The sequence below is a fragment of the uncultured Pseudoteredinibacter sp. genome (genome assembly GCF_947502065.1).
Lineage (GTDB): Bacteria > Pseudomonadota > Gammaproteobacteria > Pseudomonadales > Cellvibrionaceae > Pseudoteredinibacter.
On record NZ_CANMYE010000001.1, the window covers coordinates 779,897 to 794,775 of the forward strand.

Annotated in this window: 12 protein-coding genes; 7 read left to right on the plus strand and 5 right to left on the minus strand. The window is 46.7% G+C overall.

Annotation, left to right across the window (positions count from 1 at the left end; genetic code table 11):
* Window positions 1-342: 342 nt before the first annotated feature.
* A complete protein-coding gene (locus Q1A41_RS03425; protein ID WP_299974730.1) occupies window positions 343-2,211 on the minus strand; it encodes an acyl-CoA synthetase in 1,869 nt (622 codons plus the stop codon).
* Between the two features lie 174 nt (window positions 2,212-2,385).
* Here Q1A41_RS03425 and Q1A41_RS03430 point away from each other — a divergent pair, with 174 nt between their 5' ends.
* Window positions 2,386-3,273: a thioesterase family protein gene (locus Q1A41_RS03430; protein ID WP_299974733.1), complete on the plus strand. Its 888-nt coding sequence runs from the start codon at window positions 2,386-2,388 to the stop codon at window positions 3,271-3,273.
* A gap of 16 nt (window positions 3,274-3,289) precedes the next feature.
* Here Q1A41_RS03430 and Q1A41_RS03435 read toward each other — a convergent pair whose 3' ends face one another.
* Window positions 3,290-4,108, minus strand: a complete 819-nt coding sequence (locus Q1A41_RS03435; protein WP_299974736.1) for an IclR family transcriptional regulator — start codon at window positions 4,106-4,108, stop codon at window positions 3,290-3,292.
* 239 nt (window positions 4,109-4,347) lie between these two features.
* Here Q1A41_RS03435 and Q1A41_RS03440 point away from each other — a divergent pair, with 239 nt between their 5' ends.
* From Q1A41_RS03440 to Q1A41_RS03465, 6 genes are all read left to right on the plus strand, one after another.
* Complete coding sequence (locus Q1A41_RS03440) at window positions 4,348-5,244, plus strand: HAD family hydrolase (protein ID WP_299974739.1); 897 nt, start codon at window positions 4,348-4,350, stop codon at window positions 5,242-5,244.
* 211 nt (window positions 5,245-5,455) lie between these two features.
* Window positions 5,456-5,665 (plus strand): hypothetical protein, encoded by a 210-nt coding sequence (locus tag Q1A41_RS03445; protein WP_299768010.1) that lies wholly within the window; start codon window positions 5,456-5,458, stop codon window positions 5,663-5,665.
* A gap of 25 nt (window positions 5,666-5,690) precedes the next feature.
* Window positions 5,691-6,752: an AraC family transcriptional regulator gene (locus Q1A41_RS03450; protein ID WP_299974742.1), complete on the plus strand. Its 1,062-nt coding sequence runs from the start codon at window positions 5,691-5,693 to the stop codon at window positions 6,750-6,752.
* A gap of 383 nt (window positions 6,753-7,135) precedes the next feature.
* On the plus strand, window positions 7,136-8,935 hold the full coding sequence (locus Q1A41_RS03455) for an acyl-CoA dehydrogenase C-terminal domain-containing protein (protein WP_299974744.1): 1,800 nt from the start codon (window positions 7,136-7,138) through the stop codon (window positions 8,933-8,935).
* Window positions 8,936-8,989: 54 nt separating this feature from the next.
* A complete protein-coding gene (locus tag Q1A41_RS03460; RefSeq protein WP_299974747.1) occupies window positions 8,990-9,334 on the plus strand; it encodes an SCP2 sterol-binding domain-containing protein in 345 nt (114 codons plus the stop codon).
* Window positions 9,335-9,529: 195 nt separating this feature from the next.
* Window positions 9,530-11,125 (plus strand): AMP-binding protein, encoded by a 1,596-nt coding sequence (locus Q1A41_RS03465; RefSeq protein ID WP_299974749.1) that lies wholly within the window; start codon window positions 9,530-9,532, stop codon window positions 11,123-11,125.
* 109 nt (window positions 11,126-11,234) lie between these two features.
* Here the strand turns inward: Q1A41_RS03465 and Q1A41_RS03470 are convergent, their stop codons facing one another.
* From Q1A41_RS03470 to Q1A41_RS03480, 3 genes are all read right to left on the minus strand, one after another.
* Window positions 11,235-11,891: a glutathione S-transferase family protein gene (locus Q1A41_RS03470; protein ID WP_299974751.1), complete on the minus strand. Its 657-nt coding sequence runs from the start codon at window positions 11,889-11,891 to the stop codon at window positions 11,235-11,237.
* A 139-nt stretch (window positions 11,892-12,030) separates the two neighbouring features.
* Entirely contained in the window at window positions 12,031-13,557 is a 1,527-nt protein-coding gene (locus tag Q1A41_RS03475; RefSeq protein WP_299974754.1) for a SpoVR family protein, read from the minus strand.
* On the minus strand, window positions 13,554-14,849 hold the full coding sequence (locus Q1A41_RS03480) for a YeaH/YhbH family protein (protein ID WP_299974757.1): 1,296 nt from the start codon (window positions 14,847-14,849) through the stop codon (window positions 13,554-13,556). The genes Q1A41_RS03475 and Q1A41_RS03480 overlap by 4 nt, the downstream gene beginning before the upstream one ends.
* Window positions 14,850-14,879: the final 30 nt, after the last annotated feature.

The window sequence follows — 14,879 nt, forward strand, 5'->3', positions numbered from 1 at the left end:
AATGGCATGCCTTTACGAGCAAATTTGTTCTAGAGGCACTAACAGTGGCGATCTTTCTTCTTGTATAGCGGCTATAGCGGCGCACAGAGGGCAGCTTGTCATTCCTGGGCCGTGTTTAGCCGCAACAAATTGAAGCGCTAAAGCGTGTAATGCTAAGAAGAATACCAGTGACGATAAATGCCGAGATCTACCGAAGTGTATAAATTCCAGGGTGATAATTTTATGACAAGCTGGAGATTACTCCAACTTGTCATGATGAGTTTTTCAGCATGAAGTAATGATTTTTTCGGCGTCATGCTTGTGCTTAAGAAAACATCAAAACCACCCTGGTTTAAGCTCGCCTTATTTAATCGCGATGGTTAAGGCATAGCCTTGCAGTGCTTCCTCTAGATCTTTAACACGCGAGGCGTCGGCTACCTCTATGCTAGTGGTTAAACCTTTCTCGGTATCATGAATACACTCAACGCGAGCTTGAATGCCTAGCTCGGCTAAACGCTCCAATAAAACTGTCTCCGTTGCCATACGGCGCAGCTCTGGCTTAAAGACTTTGCCGACGGCGGTAAGTGGGATTTCTTCCAGCACGGTGATGCGTTTGGGTACGGCTGCTCGCTCAGAGATGGTATCTGCCGCATAGGCCATCATTTCTTCTTCGTCATAGCTGGCACCAGGATGAAGGGTGATGTAGACCACTGGCAACTCGCCAGCATAGTCGTCGGGCTGGCCAACAGCGACAGCCTGCGCCACGCTTGGGTGTTTAAGCAGTGGGTCTTCAATGATAACCGGGTCAATATTATGACCGCCGCGGATAATGAGATCTTTTGCACGCCCGGTTAGATACAAAAAGCCATCTTCGTCCTCATAGCCCAAATCGCCAGTGTTAAACCAGCCGTCCACCCAAGCTTTCTCGTTATCGCTATCCTCAAGATAACCGGCAAATATATTGGGTCCGCGACTCAGTACCACACCCACTTCGCCGGCCTCGCAGCGTCGAGTTAGCTTATTGCCGTCGATATGACCAATAATGCGCTCTGCATATGGAATGCGCAGGCCGGTAGCACCAATCGGTGGTGGCTTTTTATAGCTGGTTACTGACAGCATCACAGTGGTTTCCGTCATGCCATAGCCATTCAAAATGGTGCAACCAAAACGCTCTTCAAAGTTTTTCTTGAGTTGCACGGGAAGTGGGGCAGCGCCACTGAGAACTTCCGTCAAGCAGCTGATATCGGCGTCGCCTACAGGAACTTCGTAAATCAGTGACAAAATGGTCGGCACACAAGGGAAGGCGCTAAATTGGAAGCGCTCGATATGATGCCAAAAGTTTTCGATGACATTGGGGTTTCTAAATCCGCTAGGGGTCATGATGACAATATTAAGGCCCGCGGCGATGGCGCCAATACCGGAAACCATCAAGCCGTATATATGGAACATCGGCAGTGCGGCAAAGACATTCTCTCGTGGCCGGTCACTTACGCGATCTTTATAGAACTGGGCAATAAAGGCAAAGTTGGCGTGGCTGATCTGGGCCACTTTGGGACGACCCGTGGTACCGCCGGTGTGCATGTAGCAGGCGATATCTTCGCCTTTAAATTCTCGCTCACTGTCTAAGCTTTCAGCGTTTTGCAGCTCCAATTGCTCGTTGAAATCGCTTACCTGAACCGACAAATCATCGGGAATAGGGTCGGTAATGCCTGGTAGTGAAATCAATACTAGGTGTTCAATTTGAGGGCTGAGCTCCAGTACCGCTTTGGTAGTTTCCCATAAGTGTGGTGCTGATGGCATTGGCGCCATAGCTACGAAGACTTTTGAGCCAGTCACTTCAATAATTTCCGCAATATGACGGGGCTCTAGCAAGGGGTTTAATGGGCTGGCAATGCCGGCACATTGAGCGCCCCAAATTGCGTAAACGGTGTGGGGTAGAGTAGGCAGCATGATGGAAACCGCATCGTTACTGCCAACACCTAGCTTATTGAATAGATTGGCGGTTTGATGCAAGCGAGCCGAAAACTGTTGGTAGGTGACAGGAATAGCCATGTCATCTTTCACTCCGGTGGGTAGAAACTCCATCACCTTATCTTCGGCGTAGTCGCGACAAGCCTGTGTGATGATGGCGTAGGTGTCGCGCCAAGGGTAGCGCTGCTCTACCGGTGTTTTTTCAAACTCAATGGTATCTGCCAGGGTCAGTACATCGGCTACAGATTGTAGCTTGCTCATAATGTCGCCTCTATTGTTTATTATTTGAACGCTTCAAGGTGCTATTTTCATAATAGGGAAGTTTTATACCACTCCTTGGTTTTTTGTTCCACTGTGCGGAACATTGTTTTATGATTATGCGGTAAAGGCATCATTTAAAAAAACAATATAAAAGACCATCGCAAGGAGTTTTGGGTGAGCAGCTATTCACCAGCTTTATTTGAGTTTGATAGAGATACCGAGCTGACGTTGATCGAGCAGCAATTGAATCGCCGTATTTATGCGTTGGAAGTCAGTGATCGCTGGTCATTTGGCAATGCGCCCAATGGTGGCTATATGGCCGCTTTATTAGCCAAGGCGGGGCGTTTAGCTCTGCCTGATCACCCGGACCCAATCTCTGCCACGACTCAATTTATTCAGCCAGCAAAACCAGCCAGAGCTGAAATTGAAGTGCGCTTATTGCGTGTGGGTGGGCGCTTAAGCCAAACCACAATTGAGTTGCAGCAAGATGGACAGATTTGTGCCCAGGCGACGGTAGTGTTTTCAAATTTAATGAAGCTAAAAGGCGTTAGCCATTTCCAGGGCGATCGACCCCGCTTGCCTACCCTCGAAAGTTGCCAAGCAGTCACTGGTGCTAATGCGAGCTTTCGCGATCGGGTAGATGCGCGCTTTTTTCCAGATTGCGCGCCATTTTGGCCGGGCGGAGGCAGCGATACAATGAGCAATGCCGGTTGGATCCAGATGGCCGATGGGCGTCCAAATGATGCCTTAAGCTTGTTGGTGTTTGCCGATGCCTTTCCCCGAGCGGTGGCAATGCGCAGCGGTAAAGTGGGATGGATTCCAACCGTCGATATGACGGTGCAAATACTCCAAACACCGGCTGAGGGGCATGTCGCCTGTTTGTTTAATACCCGCAAAATTCACGGCGGAATCTTAGAAGAGCAGGGTGAATTATGGGATAGTGAGGGCAATTTAGTGGCTTTGTGCCGACAATCGGCCGTGCCTAGAATTCCGCAGGAAGCGGCGCTTTGGGCAGATGATGCTGCAGACTTGGCGGCATCTTCTGCCAGCAAAACCTATTGATGCCCGGAGCTAGTTACTAATAACGAATCAGGGTCGCCTCAACATTACGAACCATACGTTTTAGTTGAGGCGCAACTTCTTGCTCTAAAAACTCTTTCGATAATCGATACGCCGGGCCGCCGGCATTAAAGCTATAAATTTGATTGCCAACTAGCAGCGGTACCGAGACACCGTTAATATCTTTATCCCATGAGCCGAAGCCTGTGCAATAGCCTTTTTGTTCATAGCTATCGATAGCGGCTTGGATTCCGTCGCGTAATTCTGGCCAATTCTCAGGGTTACGTTTTTCGATATAGTGCAAAAAGTACTCACGCTCATTATGTGGCAATAGGGTGAGGTAGGCTTTCCCAAGGGCTGAATTGGCAAGCGGCACACGATCACCAACTTCATTGCGAAAGGTCATCACGTTAGCTGGTGCACAGTACTCAAGATAAATCATTTTGAGCCGGTCGCGATCGGCCAGGCCAACCGTTGTGCCGGTATTATTGGCCAGCTCCTGCATGAGGGGTTTGGCTAACTGGCGAATAGCTAAGTTAGCGGTAAAGGCATAGCCCAGTGCCAATACGCCGCTGCCCAATTGGTATTTCTCTAGCCGCTCAGAGTAAACCAGATAGCCTAACTTGGTTAAGGTATAGGTTAATCGAGAAACGCTGGATTTTGGTAAGCCTGTTCTTTGTGCAATGTCTTGGTTGCCTAAAAAACCATCCCCGGGCTGAAAAGCCCGTAATACATCCAGGCCGCGCGCAAGGGCGTTGATAAATTTTCGATCGGGTTCCTCGTCGTGCAATACATCACTGGGAAGGCTGTAAATATTATCGGCGCTTGGCTTGTCCACTTTTTAATCTTCTTTGTTGTGGCTTGGATATGATCGGAGTAAGGCTTGTCGTGTCACTGTGCTAATGGTGTGTTAGCTGCCTAATTCCGAAAGGGGATTATAGGTGACTATAAATAATGATTATAGTCCCAGACTGTAATTGGGCTACAATAGCTTTGCATTTACTCTATTCGCTATTCTATTCACCGTCAGTCTGATCGAAGCACAGATGATCGTTGTTTTCTAAAAGTCCAAGTTTTATGTCTAGCCCCAAACCCTTTGCTCAATTAAATCCGGATGTTGCATCCAATATACAGCTCATTTTCTTTGATGTTGATGGCACGTTGCTGGATAGTTCCGGGCACTATAGTGCTGAGCTACAGCAGTCCTTAGCAATGCTGCGAGCGAGAGGTTTTAAATTGGCCATTGCTTCAGGGCGTCCTCCTTTCGCCTGTCAGTTTTTGATTGATGAATTGGGCTTGATCGACACAGGCCTATTTTATACTGGTGGCTTGCTGTATCGAGCGGCAAATAAGCAGTCAATTACTCAGCATAGTCTAGCCCTCAATGACGCCCGAGCCTTGTTTGCTGCAGCCCAAGAGCTGGGGCTTTATTTCGAACTCTACGATGATCAGCAGTTTATCGTCGACCCTAAGCACATCACCGTGCCTGAAATACTGGCCGAGCACAGCAAGCAGTTGCGGGTGCAGCCGCGTCAAATGGATATTCAGGAAGTATTGGATTTGAGTGCTGAAAAGGATGTGTATCCATCACCTTGGTTAAAAGTCCTGCTGGGGGAGGATGCCAGGCAGAGCAGTTTGCTAGCGGATCTGGAAAGACGCTTCCCGCATTTGCATTTTGCTTATGCCAAGTTGCCAGCTTATTCAAATTGGCGCTTTGCCAGTGTTATCCCCAAGGCGGCTGACAAGCACTTGGCTTTCGATGCCTTACTGAAGCACTACGGTCTGACTGCACAAAATGTTATGGCTTTTGGTGATGCGGGCTCCGATAAAGTGTTTTTGCGGCGTGCGGGCTTGGGGGTGGCTATGGGGAACGCGGCTGCCGATGTGCAGGCCTGCGCCGATGTTGTTTGCCCGAGTTCCGATGAGAATGGTGTCGCCTTGGCGCTAGGCCACTTTTTTGGCAAACCTTGCTAGCCGCCGATGGGCCAGAATTACACTATCCTTGTCTCAGTCTTAGATCAGCCCTTACCTACCTTTAGGTAGGCAAGGGCTGCTTTATTTAATGGCTCTTTCAACGCTTACTCATTAGCGGGAAGTGGCCTATAATGCGCAGCTTATTGGCGCTGGCTAAGACGGCGCCGCAGCTTGTTCTTAAGCTGTTCAAAGTAGGTTCTAAAGTGAGACTATGATTAAAGTCGGTTTTAAAAAGCGTTCCCTGTTTGTTTCTCTATTATTGGGTTCCTTGGCGTTTATCGCCGCAGCGATATTTGGTTGGGATCTTCCAGTAGATAAAGCGCTAAATTTTTTAATAATGACTGTGCTGTTGTTGGCTATTGTGGTGGCGGCAGCCTTTTGTACTATTGTTGTGATTAAGCTGATTCGACGTTTATTTTAAGTAGAGTATTTAAGGAATATTAAGCTTGAGAAGCCCAGATACAACCTGTGTACCAACCGCTTATGCAAGATCATTATTGCAGGCAGCTGAAGAAAAAGGCTGCGATATCGATCGGCTGCTGAATGATCTAGCGATTGACCGACAAGAGTTGGAAGATGCTTTGTATTTTTCCGCCGTAAAATATGGCCAGCTTTATCAGCAGGTCATGATTGTTATGCAAGATGAGCTGTTTGGCATGATCAGCTCAGGTAAAGTGCGTTTGGGATCTTTTCGCATGCTTTGCTATGCCGTTCTGTCTTGTAATACCTTACGACAAGCAATTAGTCGTGCCGCCGAATTCAGTGAAGTTGCTCGTGGATTTATCGTTCGAGGTGAGCTGCAAGAAGACGGTGATAAGGCCCAAGTCGTTATGCGACGAATTAATGGGCCTGAAGGGGAAGGGGCGGCGGATCTAATCGCCAATTCTAGCCCTGACAAGATTCGTACTACCATGGCAGTGTGGCATCGCTTTAACTGCTGGTTAATCGGCCAAGAAATTCCCCTTAGTGCATTGTGTTTTACTTTTAACTGCCCTGAAGAATTTCAGGTTTTGGCAGAAAGCTACCCGGCTGAATTGTATTTCGAGCAGTCCGAAAACCTGCTGGAATTCCCAGCGGAATATTTGGACTATCCGCTGGTACAAAATCGTGAAACCCTATTTGATTTTTTACGGTCGGGACCCTATCACTTAGTCATTAATGACAGTGCTCAGCGAAGTTTAAAAGCCAAGGTGCGCGCTATTCTTTCGAAAGATGTGAGTGATGCAATGCCGAGTGCAGAAGAGGTGGCTTCGCGTTTAAATCTATCGGTGACGACATTGCGCCGAAAGCTTCAGGCTGAAGATACCTCTTATCAAAAGCTTAAAGATGAGTGTCGAATGGAAGCGGCATTTCACTATTTAAGTTGTCCAGATCTAAACAACGCCTGTATTGCCGAACGTTTAGGTTTTGACGAAAGTAGCGCCTTCTTCCGCGCCTTCAAAAAGTGGACGGGCGTAACGCCTGGTGATTACCGTAAGCAACTTGCTAATCACAAGCCTGCCAAATAGCGGGCTTTAAAAGCCCCTTGTTTAAAAGCCTCATATTTATTGGGGCTTGTTATTTCCCGCGGTTTTTATTGCGGAGCTTTATATAGCGACTGATTATTGATTCCGCTAAATAAAGTTCTTTAACTGATCGCTTGATTAAGCTGATTTATCAAAAGCCCTCTTGTCTCGTCTTTCAAAGAGATCTTAATACATCAACTGAAGGGAAGCCCTATGCCCCTGGCCACTCCGCTGTATAGCTTTTGTGTAACATTTGGTTGTTGCCAGACTGTCACTTCTGGCCCGATTTGTCAGCCAAACTGGTCAGTCTGGCTATTGTTGGAAATCGAGCTTTCGGCGATTCTCACTCACCATAGAAACCCTATAAATTCTTAACCGAGGTTAACATGGCCGAATATAAAGCCCCGATGCGTGAAATACAGTTTGTGATGAACGAACTGTTGGACTTTCCAGCTCATTATCAGTCTCTACCAGGCTGCGAAGATGCCACTACCGACGTAGTTTCAGCAATTATCGAAGAGTCCGCAAAGTTTTGCGAAAACGTATTGGCACCGCTAAACAAAGTAGGTGATGAAGAAGGCTGTAAGTGGGAAGACGGTGTTGTTACCACGCCTACGGGTTTTAAAGAAGCCTATCAGCAGTTTGTTGAAGCTGGCTGGCCTTCGATGACCGCTGATGTTAACTACGGTGGTCAAGGTTTACCTGGCTCTCTAGGTATTGTTCTTTCAGAAATGCAAGGTTGCGCCAACTGGGCTTGGGGTATGTACCCTGGTCTTTCTCACGGCGCGATTAATACCGTTGAAGAGCATGGTAGTGAAGAGCAAAAGCAAGTTTATTTGACCAAGATGATCGAAGGTTCTTGGACTGGCACTATGTGTCTGACTGAGCCACATTGTGGTACTGATCTAGGTATGTTGCGTACCAAAGCCGAGCCAAATGCCGATGGCAGCTACGCGGTAAGCGGTACTAAGATTTTCATCTCAGCCGGTGAGCATGATATGGCCGAGAACATCGTACATATCGTTTTGGCGCGCCTTCCGGATGCTCCGGCAGGTACCAAAGGTATCTCGCTATTTATCGTTCCTAAAATGAATGTTGATGCCAATGGCGAAGTTGCTGATCGCAATGGCGTGCACTGTGGCTCAATCGAGCACAAAATGGGTATCCATGGTAATGCCACCTGTGTGATGAACTTCGACAATGCTAAAGGTTATTTGATTGGTGAGCCAAACAAAGGCTTGATGGCCATGTTCACCTTTATGAACACCGCTCGCTTGGGTACTGCGGTACAGGGCTTGGCCCATGCCGAAGTGGGTTACCAGAAATCTCTAGATTACGCTCGCGAGCGTTTGCAGATGCGTTCTCTATCGGGTGTTAAAAACCCTGAAGGCCCAGCTGATCCAATTATTGTACACCCAGATGTTCGTCGCATGTTGCTAACTCAGAAGGCCTTCGCTGAAGGTGGCCGTATGATGATTTACTACGGTGCGCACCTTGTAGACATCATGCAGCACTCTGAAGATGAAGAAGCTCGTAAAGCGGCTGATGACATGTTGTCTTTCATCACTCCAATTGCTAAAGCCTTCTTAACCGAAACCGGTTTTGAGTCTGCCAACCTTGGCTTACAGTGCTTTGGTGGTCATGGCTTTATCTCTGAGTGGGGCATGGAGCAAAACGTCCGCGACTGTCGTATCTCCATGTTGTACGAAGGTACCACAGGTATTCAGGCACTCGACCTACTGGGCCGTAAGGTTCTAGGTTCTGGTGGTGAGCTGCTGAAGGGCTATACCAAAATGGTTCACAAATTCTGCCAGGCCAATGCTGACGTTGAAGGTATGCAAGAGTTTATCGCTCCTTTACAGCAAGCCAATAATGAGTTGGGTGAGCTAACCATGCACATCGGCGGTAAAGCGATGGAGAATGCCGATGAAGTTGGTGCGGCTTCGGTCGATTACCTAATGTACTCTGGCTATGCCATGTTGGGCTATTTCTGGGCTTTGGCCGCCAAAAAAGCACAAGATACTTTGGCTGCGGGAACTACTGATGAAGAGTTCTACAAAGCGAAAATTGCAACAGCACGTTTCTACTTCGAGCGTATCTTGCCGCGCACCAGCAGTTTGGCGATTACCATTAAGTCTGGTTTGAACAACTTGATGGAGTTGGATCAAGAACACTTCGCCTTTTAATTTCAATAAATTTGAAAGAGTTTGAAGTAAATCTGAAGTGAAGTTGGAGTAGACATGAGCCCATTTGATGGCTTACGAGAAGAACTGATCGCAAATTTCAATCGCGAAGCGGCCGCTGATTTAACGGAAGTGGTACAGTTTGAAATTTCTGATGCAGGGAATTACTTTTTAGTCATTGATAAGGGCGAGTGTCATATACAGGTAGGGGAGCATGAATCCCCTTCAGTTTGTATTAGTATGGACTCCGAAACCCTGTTAGATATTTTGGCCGGTAAATTCAGTGGTATGCAGGCCTTTATGTTTGGCAAGGTGAAAGCCGAAGGTGATCAACGTTTGGCGGCAATGATCGATAGCTTGTTTGTGCCCGAGCGTGCAGCTAAGCGATCTTCGCAGAATTAGTTGGCGCTTAAATTTAAAGGATCACTTCGGTGGTCCTTTTTTGCTATGTGGCTAGGCAAATTTTCCATGTGGCTAGGCACAATACTCTTGCTGGGATAATAAAAATTAACAAACAACACAATAAAAATAGAATAAAGTTAAGGCATTAAAACAACGATATTTAAATGCCTTTAGTACGGAATAGAGGACGCGATTGTGAACCAAGATAAACGCACGATTATTGATGTGCTAGACGACGTATTCAAGAAATACGCCGCAAATAAAGCTTTTAGTTGTATGGGGCAGACACTGACCTATGGCGATCTCGATCGTTTAAGTGCTCAGTTTGCAAGCTACTTACAGAATCATACCAATCTCGAAGAAGGCGATAGAATCGCTATTCAACTGCCGAATGTGTTGCAATATCCCGTAGTTGTTTATGGCGCAATTCGTGCGGGTCTAGTGGTGGTTAACACCAACCCATTGTATACCGCTCGTGAAGTAAAGCATCAGTTTAACGATTCTGGCGCAAAAGCCTTAGTGGTTTTATCCAATATTGCCGATGTAGCGGCCAAGGTGATTGACGAAACCCAGGTAGAGCAGGTTATCGTTACTGATATTGCCGATATGCACCCGCCGCTTAAGCGCACCATTATGAATTTTGCGGTGAAGCATCTAAAGAAGATGGTGCCTGAATTCCGTTTCCCTAATCAGCTAAGCTTGCGTGATGCTTTGGCCAAAGGTTCTGCCCCTTATAAGCCCGTGGTAAAAGACATTAACGATGTTGCTGTACTGCAATATACCGGCGGTACTACCGGTGTAGCCAAAGGTGCCATGCTAACCCACAACAACCTTGTGGCGAATATGGAGCAGCTGTTGGCCCATGTTGGTGATGATATTCAAGAAGGGGTTGAGTGTGCTATCGCCCCCTTACCGCTTTATCACATCTATGCATTCACTTCGAACTGTATGGCTTTGGCCATGACTGGTAACCACAGCGTTTTAATTCCTAATCCACGTGATATCCCTGCATTCATCAACGAAGTTAAAAAGCACAAATTTACTTCTTTGGTGGGTATTAATACCTTGTTTACCGCTCTGGCGCGTAATCCGGAATTTAGAAAAATTGATTTGTCTTCCCTACGCCATACCGCCTCTGGCGGCATGGCCTTGACGGAGGATGCTGCAAACCAATGGCAGGAACTTACTGGTGTTATGCCTGCTGAGGGTTACGGCCTAACCGAAACCAGTCCTGTAGTATCTTCAAACCCATCCCATGCGATTCAGCGTGGCACTGTGGGTACGCCTGTTCCTGGGACCGAAGTAAAGGTGGTTGATGCTGATGGCAATAGTCAGCCCGCGGGAGAGCCTGGCGAGCTGTGTGTTAAGGGCCCACAGGTAATGAAGGGCTATTGGCAGCGCCCTGAGGCAACTGCTGAAGTGCTTAGTGAAGACGGTTGGTTGCGAACTGGTGATATGGCCGTTATTCAAGAAGATGGCTATATTCGTATCGTAGATCGCAAGAAGGATATGATTATTGTTTCCGGCTTTAATGTATTCCCGAATGAAATTGAAGATGTTATCTGCCAGCACCCACAAGTTGTCGAAGCCGCCGCTATCGGTGTCGAAGACGAAAAATCCGGTGAGGTTGTGAAGCTGTTCTTGGTTCGCGATGGCGATCTGAGTGAGAAGCAGGTGATTGATTATTGTCGCGAAAATCTAACGGCATATAAAGTACCTAAGCACATTGAATTTCGAGATGAACTGCCAAAAACGGCTGTAGGTAAAATTTTACGTAAAGACTTACGTTAGTAGCTCGCTTTTATTCGGTCGCAATTAGTTATCGTTTAACTGATTGCGACCGAGATTCCTTTAACTGAGTGCTAATCCAAAAGCAATTTATCCTAGCGTTTTTTCTGATTTACTTTTTAAATTTCGCGAAGTAATCCATTAGATCTTTCATGGCGGCCTGAGAGTCTTGATCGACTTTTTGAGAGATGGGGTCCTCGCGCATTAGCTTGTTCCATGCCTTAAGGGCTGGGTATTCGTCTAGAGGCTTCCAGTCGTAGATCTTTGCGGCAACCATATTTCCAACCACCAAAGCGTATCGTACGAAGATATCCGCAGCAGTCATTTTGTCACCCATTAAATAGGGGGAGCATTGGCAGAGAGTGTCTAGTGCCTTAAAGCCTTTCTCCATAAGCGGACGTGCTTCTTGGTAGGCGGTTTCACAGCGTGGATTACCTATCAGCACTTCTGGATTGTTGCGGCGTGCAGGTAGCTCTATATAAAGCTCTGCAACTTTCATGATTTCACGGCATTTTGCTTTTTCGAAAGCGTCTTCGGGGAAAAACTTGGGGCCTTCCAAGCCATCGACATAATCCATGATAATGTCGGTTTCTGAAATAGCACCTTTCTCTGTACCGAGCGCAGGCACTTTACCAAGAGGGTGAATTTCTAAATAGGCCGGATCTTGGCTAGGGAATTCTTTAACTTCTTCGAATGTTAAACCTTTGGCAAGTAGTAGGTGCTTAACAGCGTTGTAATAGTTACTTGCACAAAATCCATACAGTTTCATATCGCGCCTTCTTGTAGTAAGGGGGGGATTTAGCCAATATTGACAGCTTCTACCGCTTTGTTGGCATCATTGGCCGGAAAGCTGAGGCCATAAAAAAGGCCTCATCTTTTATAAAGGATTTAAGAAGGATTTGCTAGCGCTACTGTGTCAGCTCTAGCTTGGGGCAGTGGAATTCTTGTAGCGGGATAGGGCAAACTGAATCGTTTTGCGGTTCTACCGATATGAGTTTTACTGGGAAACCCCACAAGCGATGAACATGTTTAAGAACTTCGTCTGCGCTTTCATCAAGTGGTTTACGCTCATGGCGAATATGATGCAGAGTGAGTGATCTATCGCCACGAACATTAGCATTATAGACTTGTATATTAGGTTCTCGATTTTGCAGATTGTATTGATTGCCCATGGCTTCGCGCAGAGACTGGTAGCCGGATTCGTCGTGGATTGCCGAGATTTCCAGCTCAGAGTCTTTGTCGTCGTCTACTAAGCTAAATAGCTTAAAATCACGCATTAGCTTTGGTGATAAGTACTGCAGAATAAAGCTTTCGTCCTTAAAATCTCTCATTGCAGCGTGTAAATTCTCCAGCCAATCCTTACCGGCCAGCTCAGGGAACCAATAGCGATCTTCATCGCTGGGGTTTTCGCTAATTCTGCGAATATCAGACATCATCGCAAAGCCCAGGGCATATGGATTTATACCATTGTAATAGGGTGTGTCGAAGCCGGGCTGCATAATGACCCCGCTATGGGATTGCAAAAACTCCAGCATAAATCCGTCGTTCACGAGGCCTCTATCATATAAGGTGTTCAATAGAGTGTAATGCCAGAAGGTGGCCCAGCCTTCATTCATAACTTGCGTTTGGCGTTGAGGATAAAAGTACTGGGCAGTCTTTCGAACAATACGTACGATTTCTCTTTGCCATGGCTCTAATAAAGGCGCATTTTTTTCAATGAAATAGAGTAAGTTTTCCTGGGGCTCACTGGGAAAGAGAAGCTCTTCTTGATAGTTGTTATTCTTTTCGGACTCCGGAATGGTGCGCCATAATTCATTCACCTGTTGTTGTAATAAGATCTCACGTTCTTTTTGGCGATCTTCTTCTTCGGCGGCCGAGATAGGGTAGGGGCGACGGTAGCGGTCAACACCGTAGTTCATTAAGGCGTGGCATGAATCCAGTAATTCTTCCACTTGACTGACGCCATAACGTTGCTCGCACTCGGCAATATAGTTTTTGGAAAACAGCAAATAATCGATAATGGAATCCGCATCTGTCCAGCTGCGGAACATATAGTTGCCCTTAAAAAAAGAGTTATGACCATAGCTTGCATGAGCGATAACTAAAGCTTGCATGGTCATGCTGTTCTCTTCCATAAGATAGGCAATACAGGGGTTTGAGTTAATAACAATCTCGTAGGCTAAACCCATTTGGCCACGACGGTAAGATTGTTCGACATTAATGAATTGCTTACCGTAGCTCCAGTGGTGGTAGCCCAAGGGCATGCCAGCACTGGCATAGGCATCCATCATCTGCTCTGAACTGATGATCTCGATTTGATTGGGATAGGTATCCAGTTGAAATTCATTGGCAATTTTACCGATTTCCTGATCATAACGCTCTATGAGCTCAAAGGTCCACTCTGAGTCGGTAGAAATATAGCTGCTGTTTTTCATGACGTGGCCCCTATATTTTCTTGCCCTAGCTTACGTTGAAATAACTCACGAAAAACAGGGTAGATATCAGCGGCGGTACGAATATTTTGCATGGCGAAAACGTCGCTGAATTGACCTTGAATTTGCTGATACTCGTGCCATAAAGACTGATGATCTTGCTCGGTAATCTCGATATAGGAAAAGTGCTGTACTTTTTCGAGTAGACCGTTAGCTAGTATTCTGGAGCAATTACTGGAATCATCATTCCAGTTGTCCCCATCTGAAGCCTGGGCGCCATAGATGTTCCATTGGGCAGGGGGGTAGCGTTTGTCGACGATTTCCTGCATGAGCTTAAGAGCGCTAGATACGATGGTGCCACCAGTTTCTCTGGAGTAAAAAAACTCTTGTTCATCGACTTCTTTGGCGCTGGTGTGATGGCGAATAAAGACGACATCAGTATGTTCATAATTTCTTTGTAAAAACAGGTATAGCAATATAAAAAAACGCTTCGCAATATCTTTGATGCCTTGAGTCATCGAGCCCGAAACATCCATTAGGCAAAACATAACCGCCTGGGAGCGCGGTACAGGCTGCTTAACATGCAGGTTGTATTTGATATCAAAGTCATCAAGCCAGGGAATGCGCTTAAGGCGTCCCCTTAGGTGATGGATTTCGTTTTCTAGTTGTTGCTGATGCTCGGTATCGGGAATAGGAGCTAGCATGAGCTGCTGTAACTCGGCCTCTAGAACTCTAAGGCGCCTTCTGTCTTTACCACCTAGCGCCATACGTCTTGCCGAGGCTGAACGCATACTGCGAACAATATTGATCTGGCCTGGATTACCCACATCGGCCACACCAGCCCGATGAGTTTTGTATTCTACATCGCCCATTAAATGGCGTTTTACTAGATTAGGAAGCTCGAGGTCTTCGAACATGAAATCGAGAAATTCGCTTTGGCTGATTTCAAATACAAAATCATCCATGCCTTCGCCGCTATTGCTGGCTTGACCTGGCCCTGAGCCTTGCCCGCCACCGCCTTCAGGGCGCTTAAAGCGGTCTCCACTGATAAACTCCTTGTTACCAGGGAGAACCTGCTCTTGGAAGCCGCCTTTACCGTGACGAAATACGGGTTCATCGGTGTCTTTTCTTGGAATACTGATTTTTTCGCCTTTATTGATGTCCGTTATCGAGCGATCGCCCACGGCTTTTTCTACCGATTGTTTGATCTGCTTGCGGTAGCGCTCTAAAAACCGCTGGCGATTTACCAGACTTTTTTGCTTGCCGTTTAAGCGACGATCGATAACATAATTCATAAAAGATCCTTATGACATTGCTAAACCCTG

What these genes read in the sequence shown, in the direction of transcription:
- Q1A41_RS03425 (WP_299974730.1), bottom strand. Translation starts at nt 2,211, where the DNA reads ATGAGCAAGCTACAATCTGTAGCCGATGTACTGACCCTGGCAGATACC.
- Q1A41_RS03440 (WP_299974739.1), top strand. Translation starts at nt 4,348, where the DNA reads ATGTCTAGCCCCAAACCCTTTGCTCAATTAAATCCGGATGTTGCATCC.
- Q1A41_RS03445 (WP_299768010.1), top strand. Translation starts at nt 5,456, where the DNA reads ATGATTAAAGTCGGTTTTAAAAAGCGTTCCCTGTTTGTTTCTCTATTA.
- Q1A41_RS03455 (WP_299974744.1), top strand. Translation starts at nt 7,136, where the DNA reads ATGGCCGAATATAAAGCCCCGATGCGTGAAATACAGTTTGTGATGAAC.
- Q1A41_RS03460 (WP_299974747.1), top strand. Translation starts at nt 8,990, where the DNA reads ATGAGCCCATTTGATGGCTTACGAGAAGAACTGATCGCAAATTTCAAT.
- Q1A41_RS03470 (WP_299974751.1), bottom strand. Translation starts at nt 11,891, where the DNA reads ATGAAACTGTATGGATTTTGTGCAAGTAACTATTACAACGCTGTTAAG.
- Q1A41_RS03475 (WP_299974754.1), bottom strand. Translation starts at nt 13,557, where the DNA reads ATGAAAAACAGCAGCTATATTTCTACCGACTCAGAGTGGACCTTTGAG.
- Q1A41_RS03480 (WP_299974757.1), bottom strand. Translation starts at nt 14,849, where the DNA reads ATGAATTATGTTATCGATCGTCGCTTAAACGGCAAGCAAAAAAGTCTG.